This is a genomic window from Mesorhizobium sp. WSM4819 (assembly GCF_055811215.1).
Genome location: NZ_JBVVQO010000008.1, coordinates 77,828 through 99,294, shown reverse-complemented (window position 1 = coordinate 99,294; position 21,467 = coordinate 77,828). Strand labels below are relative to the sequence as shown.

Here is a 21,467-nt window from a genome sequence, read left to right as displayed (position 1 = left end):
ACGATCCAAGTTGTTGCGTTTGTAACTATCGAAAATGTAACTATCAAGGCCGCAAGGGGCGGATCGGGATGGTCGAGGACGTACTTTCGCTGGAGGATTTTCTGCTGTCGCTTGGCAGTTAACTGGGTTCTTCCTCAATTTGTGTGGCGCGGTGGCAGCATTCGTGCTCTCAGCAGTTCGGGGCCTGCCCTGCCGTACATTGCGCGCTTGATGGTCTTGAGGCGGTTGATCTGACCTTCGGCCTGTCCGTTGCTCCAGGGCAGCTCGATGGCGTTGTTGACGGCATCGATGTCTCTGCGCAAAACACGGGCGTATCGCATGATCGGAATGATGTCGGAGTCAATTGCATCGTCGATCCAGGGGTCCAGTGTTTCCGACCGTCACTGACCGGCATGCCGAGCCGTTGCATGCGGCGTTCGCCAGGACGTCCACCCGTGCTATGGCCGAGCAAGCCGACAATCTCCACGACCCTCGTTGTCCTGCGCGCATAAGGGGAAGCAACCGTCGGGAGTCGATCAGTGAACGTTTGTCGCTCACATTTCTGATGTGCACATCGCCAGCGGCTCAGCAGGAGCTTCACCGTCACGGGCTTGCCCTGGACCGGCAGATCCTGAAGGTGCGGTTGGACCAGCCATGCCGACTTCGGCTTCGCCGGCCGCAATCGGGCAAATGCCGATCGCTGGTCCGGCAGCGGAAACAACCCAACTGTGATCATCAGTGAGCGCGACACCCAGAATTCTGACCCCTGGGCCGGGCGACCATTTCGATTTCGTTCGCATGCCCGCCCATAGCGATAGCGTCGCTAACAGCGGATGAACCACACAAATTGAGGAAGACCCTCATTAACTGCCAAGTGACACACGCATCCGATTGCACGTCGGACACTTTCGATCCTGCAAGACCTGAGATGGAAATCGAGAGCGACCACACCAGCGCTTGCCGGCCGGATCGATGCCGTCGCTATGGACGATGGCCGCGTCTCGGTCGTTCTTGATTGGAAAGCGACATCGCGCCATCGGAGGAGGACATGCGAATCCACGCGGGCCAACTCGAGGACTGCTTGCGAACAACCGGGGTGAGCCGTGGCGCGTTGGTCTATATGACCCTCGGCACTGTGCGATGGGTTGGAGCGCAGTGTCTCCGCCGATCCGAGCCAGTGACGTCGTTAAATTCACGCCCCTCACCGAAGGCGACCTTTGTCTCCTGCAGGTGAATGGCCGCTTCGCGCCGTATGTCAGTAATCAGGCGGCCTCGTCTGGTCTCCAAGGGCGGACGTTGTGACGCGTCCAGCTAGACGCACTTTGGCGATAGTCAAATGCATCTGGGCTGGAAGCACATATTCGACGTTTGCTATGCGGGGCGGCCGCAAGTCAGCGAAGCCCCGCTTGTGGACGTCCCCTGGATGGAAGGGTTAGGCATCGGGTTCGTGGCAAACCACTTCGATGTTGTGCCCGTCCGGACCAATGACGAAAGCTGCATAGTAGGTCGCGTGGTAGTGCGGGCGCAGACCAGGCGCACCATTGTCTTTGCAACCTGCCTCCAGAGCCGCGCGATAGAAAGTTCGACTTGCTGGCGATTCTCGGCCGTGAAGATGCGCCGGCTTCTCCTGGGTTTGGTACATGCACAATGAAGCCTTACCCTTCGGGCCAAGCTCGACACCGTACGTCGGCGTCCCCTCCGAGGCAACAGCTACACCGAGCGGTTCGAGTGCCTTGAGGAAGAACGCTTTGCTCGCTGCGCGGCGAGATCAACCTTCCCGTTGCTGCCAACGGCATGGTGGTCATGCCGGGGATGTCGTTCTCGGCGACAAGGATGGCGTCGCGGCCTTCGATCGCGCGGTCGCTCCGGAACTGCTCGCGCTCGTGCGCCAACAGGAGGCCCAAGGATGCGGTCGTGGCCGCGCTCGCAGCAGGCAAGACGCGGTACACGCCCGTAACGATGCGCCGGCGCTGCGCCAGGCCATCATCGCAAAGCTCCGTTGCGACCTCGATCAGGTGACGGTTGGGACCGAAGCAGGTCATCTACAACGCCTTGGTGGCACCGTCGGCGAAAGCGACGAGGTCATCCTCCCAGCACCTACTGGGTCTCGTATCCCGACATGGTGTTGGCCTGCGGCTGAACCCCGGTGGTCATCCGATCCCGGCGCCCTCCGGAAAGTGCTCATCCGGATCGTCGGCTTGACGCCCAACGACTACCGGCGGCGCTTTCGAAGCCGCCCGTTGACGATCTCCTGAACGACCGCTTTTAGGCCGTGCAGGAAATCAGCACATGTGCCCCGACCCCGAGTGAGGGATGGGTGGCACGCTCCGTCGCCAAAATGCAAGATCAGATCAGATTTCGATCAGGATCTTGCCGACTGCCTTGCCCCTCTCCTGTGCCTCATGCGCTTCGGCAATGCGGTCGAGCGGCAGCTTCATCGCGATCTGCGGCCAGTAGGCCCCAGCCGCCACGCAGGCGGAGACCTCTTCGACTGCCTGGCGGAACGCATCCTCAGGGATCGTGTAGAAGAACACGAAGCGGAAGGCATAGCCCCCGAACATCGTCGATAGGAACGGCATCGACAACCTGACCGTCGGATCCTCCGTCGCGTAGGCCGTCGCGACGCCGCTCGGAGCGAGGCAGGCGATATCGGCCTCGACGTTGGCTGCCAAATCGACGTCGACGATACGCTCGACGCCACGGCCGCCGGTCGCGGCCCTGATCCGTTCAGCGATGTCTTCCTGATGACGGTTGATCACGAGATCGGCGCCCGCCGCCGCTGCCACCGTGGCTTGCTCCTCGCGGCTCACGGTCGCCGCGACCCAGGCGCCCGCCCATTTGGCGAGGAGGATGGCCGCCGTGCCGACGGCTCCCGCGCCGCCCTGGACGAGAACGCGCTTTCCGCGCAGATCACCATCGGCGAAGAGGCAGCGATGGGCGGTGATGGCCGCGATGCCCAGTGAAGCCCCGACATCAAACGACGCATTCTCGGCAAGAGGGGCCGCATGGGAGGACGGAACCACCACGAACTCGGCCGCGGATCCGAACGCCTGGCCTGTCTGAGCCTTGAAAACCCAGACCCGTTCACCGATCCGCTCCTCGGACACGCCCGGCCCAACCTTGTCGATGATCCCGGCCGCATCCTGATGGGGAACGACACGGGGAAAGGGCATCGGCCTGCCGCCGAACCCCGTTCTCGTCTTGATATCCGAGGGGTTCAGGCCGGAGACGGCCACCTTGACCCGGACATCGCCGAACTGGGGCTCGGGATCAGGAAGAGAACCTATCTGGAGGACGTCCTTCGCGGCGCCCTGCCGGTCGTAGAAAGCAGCTCTCATTCTCGGTCTCCTGACATTTGCCAATGACCAAAGGGATGTCGATGCCACAAGTGTTCTTGCAAGTAGGCAATATTTTTGCCTATAGGTGTATAAAGTACATCATTGAAGCTTCGCCTACAACTGTGCGGTGGAGGTGACGGTCGACGTGGCCGGCGGAAAGTGGAAACCGCTGATCATCTACGAACTCCTCAACGGCCCACGACGTGGTGAACTCCGGCGCATGGTGGGCGAGCCGAGCCAGCGCTCCATCGCGATGCAACTCCGACAGTTCGAGACCGACGGCGTGGTCGAACGCCAGGTCTTTGCCGAAGTGCCGCCCCGCGTGGAGTACTCCCTCACAGAGTTCGGGAAGACGCTCGCGCCGGTCCTGAACGCGATGAAGGAGTGGTGCGAGACGTTTGCCGCCCGAAACGGCCTTGTTTGCGGGCCTGACGGCGAGGCACTTGAGGTCGCCCGACCGCGTGCATCCGCCGATCGGGATCACACATCGTCAAGGCGCTCGTAGAGGGCCGACAGGATCGAGGCCAAGTGCCATTGTCGGTTCGGGTGCATCTCGCGTTGCCGGTTTGCGCCTCCAGTTCCAGAGCAGCGGCGATCGCCGAGAACTTGATGCCTTCGTTCGACTTGTCTTCTTTCGCCGCATGGTGAAGCGCTACGAGCTACCGACCGTCATTCATTACCGGCGCGCCCGAACTGCCCGCCTCGGTGTCCGACCGATATTGGACGACCTGGGTGTTTTGGAACACCACCGTGTTGTTGCGGATCGCGACTTCCTTGAGGCGTCCATTTAGGTGCTGGATGACATTCAGCTTGTCTTCGTCAGCTACAACAAAGGCTTGCCGCAGAAGCGGAATGCTGCCGAAGGTCGAGCCGGGCTGGCCTTCGACGGCAACAAATGTGACATCGAGACTGCCCTTGCAGCCGGTTGCGACGACCGGGCTGGTCCAGAAAAGGTGGTCGGGACGCAGGTGAAAAGTTGAGACCTGTCGCACAGTCCCGTCGGGAAGGGCGGCGAAATCGAACAGCGCGCGCTGACCTCCTTGCTGTTGAGGACGTGATGGTTGGTGCACAGTATACCCGGCGCGACCAGAAAACCGGACCCGCTCCAAGTGCCGGAGCGCCCTTTGTAGATCGACGCCAGAAGCGTCGATCTTGCAAACGGCGCGCGAGCGAGCTGCGCCTTCCTCCAGCCACCAGGCCGGGCGCAGATCGTTGGAGCCGACAACCTGTTCCAGGTGACGGACAGCAGTTCGAACATGGTGCTGGCGTCGGCCGGCAGACCTTCAAATTTAGGGCTTCGAATGCGTCGGGTCTTCTGGACATCACCGGGCAGGATGGCCAGACCCTGGATGCCCCAGTCCGTAGCGCTCTTAGGCACGGGGCCGGCGTCGGGTCGTTCCACCGCCATTTGCTGCTCGTACGAAAGATTTGCTTCTTGCGCTAATCCGCCATCTGGTCCGCCGAATCAGAAGTGATGCGCAACCTATAATCGTCGGAAACGACGGAAATGTTACCGTTGTGCAGATGGTCGGCCAAACTGCTACGTCGGCTTGGACTATCCCCAGGTGGCGCCGGACTGCGGCAACGTCATCGCCGTTCCTTTCGCGGTTCATGGGCGTGTCTCGCAGACCTGGCCGTGGCCTTCAACGTCGATAGCGATGATCTGGCGCCGCAGCGAGAGGAGACCAGTGACCTGCGCCATGGCAGCGATTGGCATTGAGCTTGCCGGCAAGAACGACGATGGGTTTGTCCTCGCCGAAGGACTCACGGTAAATGCCCTTCGGCCGACAGGGCTCACGCTCATCCGACATCGCGTCCCAAGTTAGAGTACCGCGTCGGACCCATCAGCGGTCTGTATCTTGTCTCTTGGATTCCGTAGAATTTGAGCGGAGCCTTTGTAGTGTTGTTTGGTGTTTGTTCACCCAAAAGTCGCATAAGATTGCAGTGAGGAACGTCGGTCTACAGATTTGTTCCCCAGAGGGGCGCGAACCTTGTGCTCACCTGTTCATCGACGGCTCTCGGCGTGACCCAGAGAGCTGGGAGAAGCCTCTGCGAGACTACAAGTGTAACACCATATTGGTTTAGCGGATCAAGCTTCGGTGGTAACCTCATGGGGTAGAGATACGACTCTGGAAGCCGAGCAATGGATCGCGATAGCAAGCGGACACGTGCAGCTGGAAGTTCATCCCGCGACGGAAGGAGGGCCGAGGAACGGCGTAACCGCCTTGACCTTCCGGACGGGCCACTGACCAATGTTGCAGAGCGGGTAATAACCGCTAGCCCGCGCGATACAGCACGCGATCTTGGGAGCTTCAAATCCGCCGAGAGGCAAGCGCGACGTGCAGTTCAGGACGTTGCACTTCTTTCTGCACGATGAATTCAAGCACTTGGGTAAGCTGGAGGCGATCGAGACCGCAATTACGACCATCGCGGGCTACAAGGGTCGCTTCATGCTCATCATCCAAAGCCTTTCGGCTCTGACGGGGGCTTATGGCGAGGCTGGCAAGCAGAATTTTCTCAGCAATACCGGACTGCAAGTGTTCATGGCCACTGCCGATGACGAGACTCCGAACTACTTTTCCAAAGCTATCGGTGAATACACATTTCAAGCCCAATCGATTTCCTACAGCCAGGCGCGAACGTTCGATTGGAACATCCAGAATTCAATCAAGATGCACCGCTGTTGCGTCCCGAACAGGTGCGGCTGCTCAATGACGAGTACGAGATCGTTCCTCATCAAAGGTCTGCCACCATTGCAATTGAGGAAGGTCAGATATTTTTCGGATCGCATCCTGAAACGCATCTTTGAAAGCCAGACAGGCGCCCTCCCGGAGCCGGCACCCTTGACGATAGCAGACGAGGGGCTCTCGGCAGAATCTCAACCCGATGAGCCGCTGCGTGGATTGGCGCAGGACTTTGACGATACAGTTTGATGTGAGGCTAGTGTGGACCCGCGAAATAGTAATCCATCCCGTGTAACAGCTTTGTCGCAGATGCAGGACGCCGGCTTGCAAGAAGGGCAAGCGGGCCAGGCCCGGCAAGTGGGCGTTGAGCAGCACCTTGCCGAGGCCCGGAGGCTGTTCGATCAAGCGGACGAGTCGCCAACCAATCCAGAAGAGGTTCTGCGACTTGAACAATTGAGCGAAGGGCTTGAGCGAGGGCAGCATGATCAAGCGGCCTCGTCTCTTTTCAGCGGCCCAGGGATGCCCGCTGGACCGGGTGACCACAACAGCATCGTGGCGGACGCTTTCGCAGCGGCCGGCTCTGGGCACGCCGGAGTTGAGGCCGCCGCCCCGCCAGCGTTAGCAGCCAGCCAACAGCAGATCCGGCCCTCGCCGGATGCGCTTGACCAGGGCAACCAGGTGCCCGGGTGGGTCATCATCAACAACGAACATTCCACAGTGCTATTGAGGCCAGCGGAGAGGCAGAGGGCCCTGAATACGCCGCAAGCCGCCGCCATTCAGCAGCCGCTGAGCGAAATCGGCAATTCAGGCGGCCGCGTGCCGATGCAGCCCCCCATGCAGCAGTTGGGTGAATTGCCATTGGAAGGGGTAACCGTTCAAGGGACAGGGTCCGAACACATCGGAGGGCTGCATGCGGAGGCCGCGCCCTCCGCAAGGTCTGAGCCCCTCGCTGCCATCGAGAACTCCATAAACGACTCATTCGCCGTCCCCAAAGGCTTCTCCCATGGGACTCAACGCGTCCCAGACGCGATGCTCTCTTCCTTGGACCGCCATGGCTCCTTGCCGGATGCGGGCCGGGCGCGGCAAGCGGGCTTTGAGCAGCACGTGGCCGAGCCGCGCCGCGCCGAACCTGTCGCGAGTGGCGCCCGTGCTACCCGCTATCCCCATCTCTCCGGCGAACACCGGGACGTGATTGATAAGGCGATCGCCCATGCTGAGGCTCAGCAAAAATTGAGCGTGAGAACGCTCCAAAATTACAGGCGTACACTTCGCCGATTGGCGAATGATCTCGGCGCTCGTGGCCAAGCGGCTGATCTAGAAAATCACCAATCCCTGGTCGATCACGTCGATACTTTCTTTCCGCATAACGAGGATATAAAGGCGGCGTTGAACGTCCTGCGTGCGTATCATGAGCCGGGCTATTCAGCTACTCGCGGGTGGCGAGTGCCAGTGCCGTCAAAGGCAGACGCGGATGTCTTGGAACAAGTGGCCAGTGACAGCAGGTTGGCCTCAACCACCCGTGTTGGCTATGGTCGCAGTCTTCGCAGATTTTCTGAGGCGCTTGAGAATGAGGGCCAGACGATCTCTGGGCTGGATCATGATTCGCGGATCGAATTCGCCGAGAGGTTGTTTCCACGCAATCGCAATCTCCGCTCCGCGCTGCAACGGGTCGGCGATGCGGAGCCCGCGTCAGACAGGATCGTGGCGGGCGCTTTCGCAGCGGCCGGCTCTGGACACGCCGGAGTTGAGGCCGCCGCCTCGCCAGCGTTAGCTGCCAGCCAACACCGGCCCTGGCCGGATGCGCTTGACCAGGGCAACCTCCTGCCACCCGAGCGGTTCATCAACAATGAACATTCGACGGCGCCGTTGCGGCCAGCGGAGAGGCAGTGGACTGATAATCCGCAAAGCATCGCCATTCAGCAGCCGCTGAGCGAAGGCGGCCGCGTGCCGATGCAGCCCCCCATGCAGCAGTTTGGTGAATTGCCTTTGCAAGGGCTGCCGTTTCAAGGGACATGGTCCGAACACATCGGAAGGCTGCATGCGGAGGCCGGGTCCTTTGCAAGGTCTGAGGCAGCCCCCGCTGCGATCGAGAACTCCACAAACGTCTCATTCACCCTCCCTGAAGGCTATAGGACTCAACCCGCTCCAGACGCAATGCTCTCTTCCTTGTACCATTATGGCCTCTTGCCGGATGCGGAAAAGCCGGAATGGAACTACGAGATTAAAGGTCAGGGCTACACCGCCGAGAGGCCAGAAGGGCGCAACGACCTTTGGCTCGTCGATCGCGGCCCGATGAGTGCAGCTGCAGCGGCAGCATTACCGGCAAGGGCTCCAGGACACGCCTTGCCTGCGACCGCCATGCTGTCAGACAGCTATCGCGGTGTTCCGTTAATCGATCTGACCACCTCCTCCGATGCACAGATCGCAGCGCTTCCGTCAGGTTCGTCCAATCTCCCCCGGGGGGCGGTGCTCGGCCCCGACCTGCTGGATGACGCCCATATCAGCAGGGATTACCAGTTGCTGGAGCAGAGCCTGCAGGCCCACCCAGCGCTCGCCGCCCGAACGCGGCTGGTGGATCCCTTGGTCTCCCAGCAACTGCGCCGTCACGACCGGGACCCGCAACTTACATTGCTGTCCATCTATCATCAAAACGACGTCGCAGCCGACTTCGTGTTCCTGCCGGTGAACAGTGGCAATCCTTTGGCTACGGTGGCGACTGATGGACGCAACGAGCATTGGTCGCTGCTGCTCGTTGATCGCCGTGACCCGGAAAGAGCGGTCGCCTATCACTACGACTCTATCCATCAGCGCGATGGACGAGGATACAATGACGCGCCTGCACGAGAGCTCGCAGCAAGACTGGACGCGACCACCCTGGTGACACCCGCCATGGCCCGGCAGAACAACGGTGTCGATTGCGGAGTCTTTGTCGTGGACGGCACGCGCGCGCTGGTTCAGAGATTGGCGAACCAAGAGTGGCCGGAACGGCAGCGGCCGCTGCACCTCGAAGACCTCGTCGCCGATCGGCAGGCGCTGCAAACCCGACTGAGGCAGGGCCGCTTGCCGCACGAGCTTGCCGCAATCCCCGCGGACGCGTTTGCAGCAGCCGGGTCGCAGGTGCAACACGCCGTCTTGCAAGAGCAGCAAGCCCGACAAGTCGCGCCAGCGCCGTTTGAACGGCACTTGGGCAAGACGCGCGAGGCCCAGGACGAGCTGACGCGTACACCTGACAGGAGCAACACCGGGGGCGTCATCATCAACACCGAACATTCCACAGCGCTGTTGAGACCGGCGAAGAGGCAGAGGACTGATAATCCGCAAGCCGCCGCCATTCAGCAGCCGCTGAGCGAAATCGGCAATTCAGTCGGGCGCGTGCCGATGCAGCCCCCCATGCAGCAGTTGGGTGAATTGCCATTGGAAGGGGTACCCGTTCAAGGGACAGGGTCCGAACACATCGGAAGGCTGCATGAGGAGGCCGCGCCGTCCGCATGGTCTGAGAAGCACCTCGCTGCGATCGAGAACTCCATAAACGTCTCATTTGCGGTCCCCAAAGGCTTCTCCCATTGGACTCATCGCGTCCCAGACGCGATGCTCCCTTTCGCGGACCGCCACGACCCCTTGCCGAATGCGGGCCAGGCCCGGCAAGTGAGTTTTGAGCAGCACGTGGCCCAGCCGCGCCGAGCCGATCCGGCTCCTGTCGCGAGTGGCGCCCGTGATGCCCGCTATCCCCATATGTCCGGCGAACACCGGGACGTTATTGATACGGCGATCGCCCACGCTGCGGCTCAGCAACACCATAGCGCGGCGACGCTTCGAATATACGCGAATGCGCTTCGCCGATTGGCGAATGATCTCGGCGCTCGTGGTCAAGCGACTGATCTAAAAAATCACCAATCCCTGGTCGATCACGTCGATGCTTTCTTTCCGAAAAACGGTGATCTAAAGACGGCGTTGAACTTCCTCCGTGCGTATCATGATCCGGACTATTCAGCGACTGCCCGGCCGGCAGTGCCGTCAAAGGCAGACGCGCGTGTCTTAGAACAAGTGACCAGTGACAGCAGCTTGGCCTTAAGCAGCCGTGTTGTCTATGGTCGTAGTCTTCGCAGATTTTCTGAGGCGCTTGAGAGTCGGGGCCTGACGATCTCTGGGCTGGATCACGATTCGCGGATCAAATTCGCCGAGACGTTACTTCCAGACAAACGCAATCTCATCTTCGCGTTGCAACGGGTTCGCGATGCGGAGTCCGCGTCAGCCGGGGGTCTCGAGACGGCCCGGAGGCTGTTCGATCAAGCTGATGAGTCGCCAACCAGTCGAGAGGAGCTTCTGCGACTGGAACAGGGGTTGAGCGAAGTGCTTCAGCGACGGCAGGATGATCAAGCCGCCTCGTCTTTTTTCAGCGACCCAGGGATGCCCGCTCGACCGCGTGACCTCAACAGCATCGTGGCGGACGCTTTCGCAGCGGCCGGCTCTGGGCACGCCGGAGTTGAGGCCGCCGCCCCGCCAGCGTTAGCAGCCAGCCAACAGCAGATCCGGCCCTCGCCGGATGCGCTTGACCAGGGCAACCAGGTGCCCGGGTGGGTCATCATCAACAACGAACATTCCACAGTGCTATTGAGGCCAGCGGAGAGGCAGAGGGCCCTGAATACGCCGCAAGCCGCCGCCATTCAGCAGCCGCTGAGCGAAATCGGCAATTCAGGCGGCCGCGTGCCGATGCAGCCCCCCATGCAGCAGTTGGGTGAATTGCCATTGGAAGGGGTAACCGTTCAAGGGACATGGTCCGAACACATCGGGAGGCTGCATGCGGAGGCCGCGCCCTCCGCAAGGTCTGAGGCACCCCCCGCTGCGATCGAGAACTCTATAAACGTCTCATTCGCCGTCCCCAAAGGCTTCTCCCATGGGATTCAACGCGACGCGATGCTCTCTTCCTTGGACCATTATGGCCTCTTGCCGGATGCGGAAAAGCCGGGATGGAACTACGAGATTGAAGGTCACGGCTACGCCGCCGAGAGGCCAGAAGGGCGCAACGACTTTTGGCTCGTCCATCGCGGTCCGATGAGTGAAGCTGCAGCGGCAGCAGTACCGGCAAGGGCTCCAGGATCCGCCTCGCCAGCGACCGCCAGGCTGTCAGACACCTATCGCGGTGTTCCGTTGGTCCATCTGACCACCTCCTCCGATGCTCGGATCGAAGCTTTTCCGTCAGGCTCGTCCAACCTCCCCGAGGGGGCGGTGCTCGGCGCCGACCTGCTGAGCGACGCCCATATCCACAGGGATTACCGGTTGCTGGAGCAGGACCTGCAGCAGGCCGATCCAGCGCTCGCCGCCCAGATGCGGCTGGTGGATCCGACGGTCTCCCATCTGCTGCGCCACATGGAGCAGCAAGACGCGCGAGGCACGTTGCAGTCGATTTATAATCGAAACGCCGGCCCACCCGACTTCCTGTTCCTGCCAGTGAATGATGGCACTCTTGGTGAGAGCGGCACCCATTGGTCGCTGCTGCTCGTTGATCGCCGTGACCCGGAAAGAGCGGTCGCCTATCACTACGACTCCATCCAGCAAAATCGACAGGGATACAACAACGCGCCTGCACTAGAGCTCGCAACAAGACTGGACGCTACCACCATGGTGACACCCGCCATGGCGCAGCAGAACAACGATGTTGATTGCGGCGTCTTTGTGGTGGACGGCACGCGCGAGCTGGTTCTTCGATTGGCGAACGATGAGCGGCCAGTCCCGCAGCTGCCGCTGGACCTCAACTACCTCGTTGCCGATCGGCAGGCGCTGCAAAACCGACTGAGGGAGGAGCGCTTGCCGCACGAGCTTGCCGCAATCCCCGCCGACGCTTTTGCAGCAGCCGGGTCGCAGGTGCAACACGCCGTCTTGCAAGAGCAGCAAGCCCGACAAGTCGCGCCAGCGCCGTTTGAACGGCACTTGGGCAAGAAGCGCGAGGCCCAGGACGAACTGACGAGTACACTTGTCGTGAACAGCGGAGGCGTCATCATAAACAATGAACATTACACAGCGCTGTTGATACCGGCGAAGAGGCAGAGGACCGATAATCCGCAAGCCCTCGCCACGGGGCGGCAGGCGAGCGAAGCAACCACGACGCCCATCAGGCAAGCCTCCGATCAAGCCCGAGCGGACCTCATGGCTTCCTCCAGAAGCAGAGAGCGCTCCGACGCGGGGCGTTGAGCTCGATGGCCGGGATGAAGCAGAACAGCTCTTTGGCGACGGAGAGGCTGATGCGATCTCCGGACCGGTAGCTCTCGCCGTAATTGATCAGGCTGGCACTGTTGGCAGGCGATTGTAGGCCTGGAACTCGCCGATCGCCGGCCAGGCGCTGAGACAATCGCCGACCTCAAGATCGAGGACGATATCCGCGGCCGATCGGCCAATGAACGCCGTGCGATGCGTCAGGAAAATAGCCGCGCTATTGTCGCCGATCTTGAACCTTGACTGCGCGAAAAGCTCGGGCTGATCAGTCAGAAGATCAAGCTCGCCGAGGCAATCCGCTACGCTCTCACGCTGGGAAGGCCTCTCGCGCTTCCTTGGCCGCATCGAGATCGACAGCAACACCGTCGAGCGCTCAATCCGTCCGATCGCGCTCAACCGCAATTATGCTCAGGCCCGGATTATGCGCAGTTTGTGTGCGCGACGTTCGGGATGCGAGCGGATGCCGGGCATCCCCCAGCAGGCCGGGCGACCGTAGGTTTACATAATCCTGATCTCCTCTGCGCGCCAACCGTAGAGGAGATCGTCATGAACCAAATCAAACTGCAGCCGGCGCCCCGTCAGTGGCTTGAGAACAGCCCGTTGGGCCATTCTCGGAGCGCTATCTTGAGCACCTGGGCCGTGCCCGCTATGCGCCCAGCACCGCACGTGTTTATCTGTGCTGCATTGCCCATTTCGCCCACTGGATCTCGACCGAACGGCTCGCGTTAGAGTCCACAGGCGAAGCCGCGCGAGTTCGGTTTATCAGCGAGCATCTTCCCGTCTGTGACTGCCCTTATCCGGCCCGTCGCTTGCCGCACGAACTCAGGGCGGCCATCACGCATTTGCTTGCAGTGCTGCGTGCCGAAGGCGCCATTCCCGCAGCTACCGCACACACCATACATGGCGGGGAATTGGCGGCATTCCTCCCGACCTTGGGCGGATGTCGATAGGTCCAGGCGCTCTCGACCAACATGTGGCGAACCCGACCGTTGCCTGCCTTTGTGATGCCGCCGCGCCGGACTGTCTCCCCGGTTGAGCGCTCGCCGGGGACCAGACCGAGATATCCCATGAGCTGGCGTGGGCTTTCGAACCGGCTGGCGTCGCCGACTTCGGTGACGAACGTCACGGCGACAATTAGGTCTACCCCACGCAATGTCTGAAGCGCCCACACGATCGGTGCCAGCGACCAGGCCGGGACGAACTCTTCGATCACACGCTCCAGCCGCTCGACCCGCTCTTTCGAGACGCGCACCGCCTCGACCATCTCCTGGAGTGCGATCTGATGCGCGGGATGATCGAACCTTTGTTCCTGAAGCCAGCGTAGATAGCGCATCGTCCAGCTCTTCTTTCGCGGATAGCTACGGCCGTGCTTGAGCATGAATGCGCTCACCTGCTGGCGATGGACCCGCAGCGTCTCGACCGCGGCCGCCCGCGCGCGAACAAGATCCCGTATGGACTCGTGCCCTTCGTCGGGAACCCACACCGCGGTCAGCTCGCCGGCGCGCAATAGCCGGGCAAGGGAAATGGCGTCTCGACGGTTCGTCTTCACCCGATCGCCGGGCTTCCTCGGTATCAATGATGGTGCAATCACGGTGCACTCGTGCCCGAGCGACCGGATCAGGCGATAAAGGCCGTACCCGGTCGGCCCAGCCTCATAGCAGAAATGCACGTAATCAAAGCGGCTGGCGATCCGGCCTATGACCCGCCGCATGCTAGTCGCCGACGCGTCGACCTCACCGAAGAACCGAACCTCTCCTTCCCGGCCTGCCTCCGCAATCGCAATAGCGTTCTTCAGCTTCGCAACATCGATTCCGACAAATGCTTCTCTATAATCCGCCACGGCTCGTCCTCCTGTGGTGAGGATCGGCTCGGCCCGCCGAGCAACCCTCGGACGCGCAGTGTAGGGCGAGCCACCTCATCGGCAGAGGCGGACATACGGTCTTACGCTTGATTCTCCTGAATAGCTCCTGTCACGCGGCCAAGGTACCTCCGTAGCTAACGTCTACGTCAGCGTTGAAGAAGTACCCTGCACCACGGCATGTCTTGACTAGGCGAGGATTGGCCGCATCAACCTCCAGCTTTCGGCGCAAGCGCATGATTAGGACATCGATACTTCGATCGTACACCTCTTCTCCACGCACACGGCTCGCGAGCAAAAGCCGTTCTCTGGATAGTACGTTGCGGGGGTTCTCCAGAAATGCGATCAAGAGATTGAACTCACATGCGGTAAGCTTGACCTCGCCACGCTCCGCACAGATCAGTCGCCGCTGCTTCACGCTGAGCTTCCAGGCCCCAAAGCGAAATGAGCGCTGATCTCTGGTTCGCGGACTAGACATGCGCTCGCGTAGCGCTACTCGAATGCGGGCCAAGAATTCGCGCATCCCGAAAGGCTTTGGAATGAAATCGGTTGCGCCGAGCTCCAGTGCAACCACTTTTTCCGCCTCATCAAGCCGGTCGCCGCTGATCACTATAATAGGAACATCCGATTTTGTCGCCAGATTGCGGACAATCGCAAGTCCATCCTCCCGGCCTAGGTTAAGGTCAACAACCACGAGATCGACTGGCTCATGTGAAAGAACATGGTCAAACTGCTTGCTATCGTGGACTGCGGTTACCTTCAGGGCATGCATCGTGAGATACTCGGCGATGAGGCGCCGCATTGCGGCATCATCGTCAATGACAAGAACATGTTTCAACGGCACACCTTCAATCTTGTATCCCCTTGTCTAAACCTGTTGCCGAGCAACCCTGGGGCACCGACGCAGAACAGCTGCCCCTTAATACCACTCGCCGTTGCGTGCGGCTGGATCATCTCGACATCCTCCGGCTCGTGGATCCAGCTCGGACATGGTTGAGCAGCGCGGCGTTTAATTGATCGGAGAGGCGGTCGGCGGAAGAAGACCGTGATTCGCTGCAGCGGCCTTGTGCCAAATAGTAGGTCTCCTGCCAAGCCGGCTTCGTCCAAGGTGGCCGGCGGCCTCAAAATGCTGTTCGGGCGACCGGCAGGTCGCCGAACGTCCGGGCTAACATTTCTCGGTTACTGCAACTCCTCCATCTTGAGCGTGTCACTATGCTTGTCCATTGCGCCGTCGGACTCCGTCAATGACATGCGGTTTTCTGCCGATGGGACAGTGCATGATCCACCCGGTAGCGGCGCGGCCGAACAGCTGAACCAGGCTCGCACCAGGATGGGCTGCGCCGCCACGTCTTCCCAGTTGACCCTCGCCCCCGCGGATTTGCGCCTTCGAGCCAGCTTCGCGGACGAGCTCGCGGTCTCAAACAATGATCTGAGTGTGCAGGGCCGCGCATGGCTGTCTCTTAAAGCACGGCAGCATATCGGCAAAGTTGGGCTGCTTTAGCGCCTTCGTCGATTCCCCACGGTGATCCCTAGCCTGAAGAAACCCGCCAAGCTTCCCATTTTGTCCTTGGCTTAGCGATGACAGAAGATCCCATCACCATCCATGGCGCCGAAGTCGCGGGCCACGGTCCAGGAGCAACGGACGGCCGGGACGAGCAATCCCGCACAGGAGTCATCGTACCAAGATGCTCCGGATGTCGCTGGCTGATCGGGCCCGCGCCAGCCCACGCATGCGCAAGCTGCTCACCTACGCTAACACGAACACGGTCTTTGTTTCAGTTGAAACCGAAAAGCTGAAATTGAACATCACAGAGTAACAGACCTCCCCGATAAGCGCGTGCCGGACAGGGGCAGAACTCGCCCGGCGGCTTGGAAAGGTAGGTGATAGGGAATGTTTATTGCAGCTTGGCCCCTGGCCATCGTCCTGTTGACATCCATGTCACTCCCAGCCGAGCCCGCGCCACTTTCTCCCCGTGAGTTCCACAGCCTGTCGCGCAAATGCGCTCCATGGGTTGCGCCGTCCACCCTCGCCGCGATTGCCAAGATTGAAAGTGGCTTTGAACCGCTGGTGGCTCATGACAACACCACAGGTGAGCAGCTTCGCTGGATAGATCACCTGGAAGCCACGCGAGGCATCAAGCACCGCCTCGAAGCACAACATTCTGTCGACGTTGGATTGATGCAGATAAACAGCAACAACTTTCCCATGCTCAATCTCACGCCGGAAAAGGCTTTCGAGCCCTGCGCCTCGCTTTCGGCTGCCGCCCACTTGCTTGAAAGCCGGTATGCCGGCGGCACGACTGCTCCGGCGCAGCAACTTGCGCTTCGCCGTGCCATCTCGGCCTATAACACGGGCGACGTCACGCGTGGCTTCACCAACGGTTATGTACGCAAGGTCGAGTCGGCCGCAAAGGACATCTCAAGTCTCCTTGAGCGAACGCTGGAGCCGACCGCTCAAGATGTGCCAGACCTTGAGGCAGCCGGTCCGAAAACCGTGCCCCCTCTGCTCGAACAGAGCCAACAGACCAATGAAAAGCAACCCGCACAAGATTCGTGGGACGTTTGGGGCTCCTATCAGCGAAACCGCTCCGGGGCCGATCCCTCCGGTCCGACAGGCAGCCAGGCTGCGGAAGAGCGGGAACCTTCGAACCCGAACAAACTCGTATTCGATTGAATCATGGAGATGCAATGATGAAGCCACTCAAAATACTTCGAACGTTTAAGACGCGTGTTCCTTCGCCTTTTTCCATGCTGCGCATGGCGGCTGAATATGTACCGGCCGCTGCTGTAGGCGCGGCGTGGACGGTCTTCTCCATCGGGCCAGCCGCGGCTCAGGTGACCGGAGGGACGGATCCCGCCAAGATGGTCCAGAATATCTGCACCTTCATACTTGGCCCCTTCGGACAATCACTGGCCGTGCTCGGACTCGTGGCCATCGGTATCTCTTGGATGTTCGGTCGTGCTTCACTTGGCCTGGTTGCGGGTGTCGTTGGAGGGATCGTCATCATGTTCGGCGCCAGCTTCCTGGGCAAGGCGCTCATAGGCGGTGGCTGATGAGCGACCGGTTGGAAGTGAGCACCCTCTATGTGGCGGCGACACGCCCCGCACTATTCCTGGGGGTGCCGCTGACGCTGGCCGGATTGCTCATGATGTTGGCTGGGCTCGTCATCATTATCCTTCAGAATCCACTCTACGAAATCGTGCTCGTGCCACTCTGGTTCGGAGCACGGCTGGTTGTTGAGCGTGACTATAACGCCGCAAGCGTCGCGCTTCTCTATTTGCAGACTGCCGGCAGAAGCGTGGACGGGCCGGTCTGGGGCGGCGCGAGCGTCAGCGCCAATCCGATCAGAGTGCCGAAACGCGGAAGAGGAATGGTGTAATGTTTGGCGCCAGTGGCAGGACCGAGAGATCTGGCGAGATCTACCTTCCGTATGTCGGTCATCTAAGCGATCAGGTTGTCCTTATGGAGGACGGATCGATCATGGCCATGGCACATGTGAACGGGCTGCCGTTTGATTTGGAAGACGCTGAGATGCGCAACTCGCGCTGCCGCGCGTTCAACACTCTCTTGCGCAACATCGCCGATGACAATGTCACGCTATACGCGCATCTTGTGCGGAACAACGATGTGCCGGAGCCGGCATCGCGCCAGTTTCAAAGTGCATTCGCTGGCAGTCTGAGCGAGGCCTATGAGAGCCGTGTGCTGTCGGGAAAGCTCTTTCGCAACGACCACTTCCTGACTGTCATCGTGTTCCCCCGCACCGCAATCGGCAAGATCGGCTGGCGCATTGCCAAATCCCCCAGATGGAATGACAACGATCTGGCCACACAAATGCGAAGCCTGGAAGACCTCTGGCAGATCATTGCTGGCTCACTCGGCGGTTACGGTCTGCGCCGGTTGGGTATTCGTGAGAAAGGCAACGTGCTCTTCACGGAAATTGGGGAGGCGCTTCGGCTGATAATGACTTGCCGGTTTCTTCCGGTTCCGATGGTTACCGGCTCACTTGGCGCCTCGATCTACACTGACCAGGTCATCTGCGGGAAACGGGCGCTTGAGATTCGAAGGCCCGGGGATAGCTCCGTGGGATCATTGTTTTCGTTCCGTGAATATCCGGCGACGACGCGGCCAGGCATGCTAAATCCCCTGCTGTCCGCCAACTTCCCGCTTGTCCTCAGCCAGAGCTTTTCCTTCCTCACTCGGCCACAAGCTCATGCGAAGCTTAGCCTTAAGTCCAGCCAGATGACGAGTGCCGGCGACAAGGCTCTCACCCAGATCAATGAACTTGCCGAAGCAGAGGACGCACTGGCAAGCAACGAGTTCGTCATGGGTTCGCATCATCTGAGCCTGTGCGTCTATGCCGACAGCCTCAATAGCCTTGCAGATCGCGCAGCAAATGCGCGCGCAAGGCTGGCCGACGCGGGCGCCGTAATCGTCCAAGAGGGTATCGGCATGGAGGCCGCGTACTGGTCCCAACTTCCGGGGAACAACAGGTGGCGCACGCGCCCCGGGGCGATCACCTCGTACAATTTTGCCGGGCTTGTCTCTTTTGAGAACTTCCCAAGCGGTTGCAGTTCCGGCCATTGGGGCAAAGCTGTTGCGCGCTTTCGCACAAACGGTGGAACTTCTTTCGACTACATCCCCCATGAGAATGACGTCGGCATGACGGCGATATTCGGGCCCGTCGGCAAAGGCAAGACGACGCTGATGACCTTTATCCTCGCGATGCTTGAACAAAGCGTGGTCGATCGCGATGGTGCCATCGTCTTTTTCGATAAGGACCGGGGTGGTGAACTGCTGGTGCGAGCCACGGGAGGGACATATCTAGCGTTGCGCAGAGGCGCTCCGAGCGGCTTGGCTCCTCTGCGTGGACTGGACAACACCTCCGCCTCGCTGGACTTTCTGCGCGAATGGTTGATGGCCCTAATCGAGAGTGACGGCCGTGGTCCGATCTCGCCGGAGGAAAGCCGTCGACTGGAACGTGGCATTGTTCGTCAACTTTCGTTCGAGCCCGTCATGCGCTCAATTGCGGGCCTGCGCGAATTCCTGCTGCACGGCCCCTCCGAGGGCGCAGGAGCGCGGCTGCAGCGGTGGTGTAGAGGGAATGCGCTTGGATGGGCCTTTGACGGCGATGTCGACGAAGTAAGGCTTGATGCCTCCATTACCGGCTTCGACATGACGCAGCTCCTGGAATTTGAGGAGGTCTGTGCGCCGGCCGCCGCATATCTTCTGCACCGCGTGGGCGCTGTTGTCGATGGCCGTCGGTTCGTCATGAGCTGCGACGAATTTCGCTTCTATCTGCTCAACCCACAGTTCTCGGCTGTTATCGACAAGTTCTTGCTCACCGTTCGCAAGAACAACGGGATGTTGATACTCGCAACGCAGCAGCCTGAACACGTGCTGGAATCGCCACTCGGAGCTAGTCTCGTTGCACAATGCATGACGAAGATTTTCTACCCATCACCGACGGCCGACCGGGCCGCGTATGTCGATGGCTTGAAGTGCACTACTCAGGAGTTCGAGGCAATCCGCCAGGGAATGGCAATTGGCAGCCGCAAGTTTTTGCTCAAGCGCGACAGCGGGAGTGTTGTTTGCGAATTCGACCTTGGCCAGATGCGCGAGTACGTAGCCGTGCTCTCGGGGCGGGCCAACACCGTGCGCTTTGCCGACCAGCTTCGTGACCAGTACGGAGATGCCCCAAGTGGGTGGCTCGATAAGTTCATGGCTCGTTACCACGAAGTTCAAGACTGACGGAGGAATATTCATGAGATTTGCTAAGCTTGCAGCAACGACGCTTGCTGCTTCCCTTCTGCTTCACGGACAGGCCAGGTCGCAATTTGTCGTCAGCGACCCTCTAACAGAAGCACAAGCGACCGCGACCGCGATTTCCACTGCGGCGATCCTTATAAAGTCAGCCGAGACGCTCGCTGCCACGATCGAAATGGTGGATATGCTAACGTCGTCATTCGGTGTCATGGGACTGTTGGGCGCACTGAACCAAGGAAATCACTACCCGTCGAGCAATAAGCTGGAGGGGCAGATGTTTGATGCTCGGGCGCCAGTTTCGACCATAGCGCGTAACATTGCGCAGGACCCAACTCGGATAGTCACCGGCACCGATGCAGAAGGGAAACTGTTAGAGAGGCAAATCGCTGGTGCCGCCAATGCCGCAGGTCTTGCAGCCGACACTCTGGACGTAATGGACAAGCGCCTTAAGGCCAACGACAACACGCTTGGTCAGCTTTCCAGCTCGAGAAATATTGTGCAGGCCACGGTGACCAACGGTCTGGTCCTAAAGCAGATTCACGATGCGATCATCCAAAATGTCCAGGCCACGAGTCTGCTGACAATGGCCACTGCACAAGGCAGCCTTCACGCCGTGGAGGAGGCCGCCACGCAGCGTCGCGAACGCCAGGACACCGCCAAGATGTTTAGCATCCTCCCGTAAACCACGCAGAGTTCATTCGGCTCAGCTGCGCTGATCAGGGACACATCAGGCTCACGCCATGCCTTTCAAAATTCACGCGCCATTCACGGCTATACACACGATCTTTCATCAGGCCTTTACGTTAGGGCTGCACAACGTGCTTGAAAAAATCCAAGAGGCGGTCAGCGCGCCTCTGGTTGCGTGTGTTACGCTTTGGATAATAATCCAAGGCTGTCTGGTCATGCGTGGTCAAGTCGATGCGCGCGGGGGTATCTCGCGCGTAATCATGGTATCGATTGTCGTTGGCCTTATCTTAGGCCAGGCCAACTACCAGCAGTACATTGAATCGGTCTTCGACGACACGATTCCAGAGCTTGCTCACCAGATCAGTGGCAGCGACTTGCCCTTCATCGGTATCCCCCAGAAGCTCGACATGATGTTTGCTTTGACTCAGTATAGCCTTCAGGTGATTGCTTCCGAAATTGGGCCTATGAATGGCCAGGACATACTTGCTTTCCAGGGAGCGGAATGGATTTTCTACGGCGCGCTGTGGACAGCGTTCGAGATCTATGATGCCGTCGGAATTCTGACGAAGGTGCTTTTGGCGATCGGCCCCCTGGTTCTTGTAGGCTATCTTTTTGATCACACTCGAGACATAGCTACCAAATGGATCGGCCAACTGCTCTCGTATGGGCTGCTGCTTCTCCTCCTCAACATCGTTGCAACGATAGTTATCGCTGCCGAAGCAGCCTCGCTGGGAGTCATGCTTTTGGTGATCAAAAACTCCGGTACGACAGCAGCCAAGATCATCGGGCTTTACGAACTCGACATGCTTTTCCTAGCTGGCGACGCTCTGATCGTCGCGCTTCCGGCGATCGCCAGCAGCATCGCCGGCGGCTCTTGGGCAGGTACGAACCAACTGCCTAGCAGCCTCACTCGCCCCCCTGCCAAAACGGCGGGTCGTTAATCAATC

General features: G+C 60.0%; 12 protein-coding genes and 5 pseudogenes. 10 read left to right on the top strand and 7 right to left on the bottom strand.

What is annotated here, in order from left to right; all coding sequences use genetic code 11:
* Positions 1–134: 134 nt before the first annotated feature.
* From AC0L18_RS10065 to AC0L18_RS10050, 4 genes and pseudogenes are all read right to left on the bottom strand, one after another.
* Positions 135–377, bottom strand: a pseudogene (locus AC0L18_RS10065) (transposase); the annotation flags it as partial.
* 2 nt (positions 378–379) lie between these two features.
* Positions 380–779, bottom strand: a pseudogene (locus tag AC0L18_RS10060) (transposase family protein); the annotation flags it as partial.
* A 632-nt stretch (positions 780–1,411) separates the two neighbouring features.
* Positions 1,412–1,738 (bottom strand): annotated as a pseudogene (locus AC0L18_RS10055) (VOC family protein); the annotation flags it as partial.
* A gap of 592 nt (positions 1,739–2,330) precedes the next feature.
* Complete coding sequence (locus AC0L18_RS10050; RefSeq protein ID WP_473491967.1) at positions 2,331–3,317, bottom strand: NADPH:quinone reductase; 987 nt, start codon at positions 3,315–3,317, stop codon at positions 2,331–2,333.
* A 133-nt stretch (positions 3,318–3,450) separates the two neighbouring features.
* Between AC0L18_RS10050 and AC0L18_RS10045 the strand changes: the two genes are divergently transcribed.
* Positions 3,451–3,822, top strand: coding sequence for a winged helix-turn-helix transcriptional regulator (locus AC0L18_RS10045; RefSeq protein ID WP_473491965.1), 372 nt, complete (start codon positions 3,451–3,453; stop codon positions 3,820–3,822).
* A gap of 154 nt (positions 3,823–3,976) precedes the next feature.
* Here AC0L18_RS10045 and AC0L18_RS10040 read toward each other — a convergent pair whose 3' ends face one another.
* Positions 3,977–4,426 carry a trypsin-like serine peptidase gene (locus tag AC0L18_RS10040; RefSeq protein WP_473491963.1) on the bottom strand — a complete coding sequence of 150 codons (450 nt, stop codon included), beginning with the start codon at positions 4,424–4,426 and terminating at the stop codon, positions 3,977–3,979.
* A gap of 1,230 nt (positions 4,427–5,656) precedes the next feature.
* On the opposite strand from AC0L18_RS10040, the gene AC0L18_RS10035 reads away from it, so the two are divergent.
* The 3 genes and pseudogenes from AC0L18_RS10035 to AC0L18_RS10025 form a co-directional block, all read left to right on the top strand.
* A complete protein-coding gene (locus tag AC0L18_RS10035; protein ID WP_473491961.1) occupies positions 5,657–6,250 on the top strand; it encodes a type IV secretory system conjugative DNA transfer family protein in 594 nt (197 codons plus the stop codon).
* A 60-nt stretch (positions 6,251–6,310) separates the two neighbouring features.
* Positions 6,311–12,190, top strand: a complete 5,880-nt coding sequence (locus AC0L18_RS10030) for a Ulp1 family isopeptidase (RefSeq protein ID WP_473491960.1) — start codon at positions 6,311–6,313, stop codon at positions 12,188–12,190.
* A 127-nt stretch (positions 12,191–12,317) separates the two neighbouring features.
* Positions 12,318–12,620: pseudogene (locus AC0L18_RS10025) on the top strand (IS66 family transposase); the annotation flags it as partial.
* Positions 12,621–13,136: 516 nt separating this feature from the next.
* Here AC0L18_RS10025 and AC0L18_RS10020 read toward each other — a convergent pair.
* Both AC0L18_RS10020 and virG read right to left on the bottom strand, forming a co-directional pair.
* A pseudogene (locus AC0L18_RS10020) lies at positions 13,137–14,051 on the bottom strand (IS110 family RNA-guided transposase); the annotation flags it as partial.
* Between the two features lie 130 nt (positions 14,052–14,181).
* Complete coding sequence (gene virG / locus AC0L18_RS10015) at positions 14,182–14,907, bottom strand: two-component system response regulator VirG (protein WP_473491958.1); 726 nt, start codon at positions 14,905–14,907, stop codon at positions 14,182–14,184.
* Between the two features lie 1,053 nt (positions 14,908–15,960).
* On the opposite strand from virG, the gene AC0L18_RS10010 reads away from it, so the two are divergent.
* Genes AC0L18_RS10010 through AC0L18_RS09985 form a run of 6 tightly spaced genes read left to right on the top strand, consistent with a single transcriptional unit; the run spans position 15,961 to position 21,461 of the window.
* Complete coding sequence (locus AC0L18_RS10010) at positions 15,961–16,743, top strand: type IV secretion system lytic transglycosylase VirB1 (protein ID WP_473491957.1); 783 nt, start codon at positions 15,961–15,963, stop codon at positions 16,741–16,743.
* 14 nt (positions 16,744–16,757) lie between these two features.
* Complete coding sequence (virB2, locus tag AC0L18_RS10005) at positions 16,758–17,123, top strand: pilin major subunit VirB2 (protein WP_473491956.1); 366 nt, start codon at positions 16,758–16,760, stop codon at positions 17,121–17,123.
* Positions 17,123–17,449 carry a type IV secretion system protein VirB3 gene (locus AC0L18_RS10000; protein ID WP_473491954.1) on the top strand — a complete coding sequence of 109 codons (327 nt, stop codon included), beginning with the start codon at positions 17,123–17,125 and terminating at the stop codon, positions 17,447–17,449. The genes virB2 and AC0L18_RS10000 overlap by 1 nt, the downstream gene beginning before the upstream one ends.
* Positions 17,449–19,818, top strand: coding sequence for a type IV secretion/conjugal transfer ATPase VirB4 (gene virB4, locus AC0L18_RS09995; RefSeq protein ID WP_473491953.1), 2,370 nt, complete (start codon positions 17,449–17,451; stop codon positions 19,816–19,818). Before AC0L18_RS10000 ends, virB4 begins: the two co-directional genes overlap by 1 nt.
* Positions 19,819–19,831: 13 nt before the next feature.
* Positions 19,832–20,515: a TrbJ/VirB5 family protein gene (locus AC0L18_RS09990; RefSeq protein WP_473491952.1), complete on the top strand. Its 684-nt coding sequence runs from the start codon at positions 19,832–19,834 to the stop codon at positions 20,513–20,515.
* A 58-nt stretch (positions 20,516–20,573) separates the two neighbouring features.
* Positions 20,574–21,461: a type IV secretion system protein gene (locus AC0L18_RS09985; protein WP_473491951.1), complete on the top strand. Its 888-nt coding sequence runs from the start codon at positions 20,574–20,576 to the stop codon at positions 21,459–21,461.
* Positions 21,462–21,467: the final 6 nt, after the last annotated feature.

Coding starts and splice junctions, on each gene's coding strand:
- AC0L18_RS09990 (WP_473491952.1), top strand. CDS start 19,832: ATGAGATTTGCTAAGCTTGCAGCAACGACGCTTGCTGCTTCCCTTCTG.
- AC0L18_RS10010 (WP_473491957.1), top strand. CDS start 15,961: ATGTTTATTGCAGCTTGGCCCCTGGCCATCGTCCTGTTGACATCCATG.
- AC0L18_RS10030 (WP_473491960.1), top strand. CDS start 6,311: ATGCAGGACGCCGGCTTGCAAGAAGGGCAAGCGGGCCAGGCCCGGCAA.
- AC0L18_RS10050 (WP_473491967.1), bottom strand. CDS start 3,317: ATGAGAGCTGCTTTCTACGACCGGCAGGGCGCCGCGAAGGACGTCCTC.
- AC0L18_RS09985 (WP_473491951.1), top strand. CDS start 20,574: ATGCCTTTCAAAATTCACGCGCCATTCACGGCTATACACACGATCTTT.
- virB2 (WP_473491956.1), top strand. CDS start 16,758: ATGATGAAGCCACTCAAAATACTTCGAACGTTTAAGACGCGTGTTCCT.
- virB4 (WP_473491953.1), top strand. CDS start 17,449: ATGTTTGGCGCCAGTGGCAGGACCGAGAGATCTGGCGAGATCTACCTT.
- AC0L18_RS10000 (WP_473491954.1), top strand. CDS start 17,123: ATGAGCGACCGGTTGGAAGTGAGCACCCTCTATGTGGCGGCGACACGC.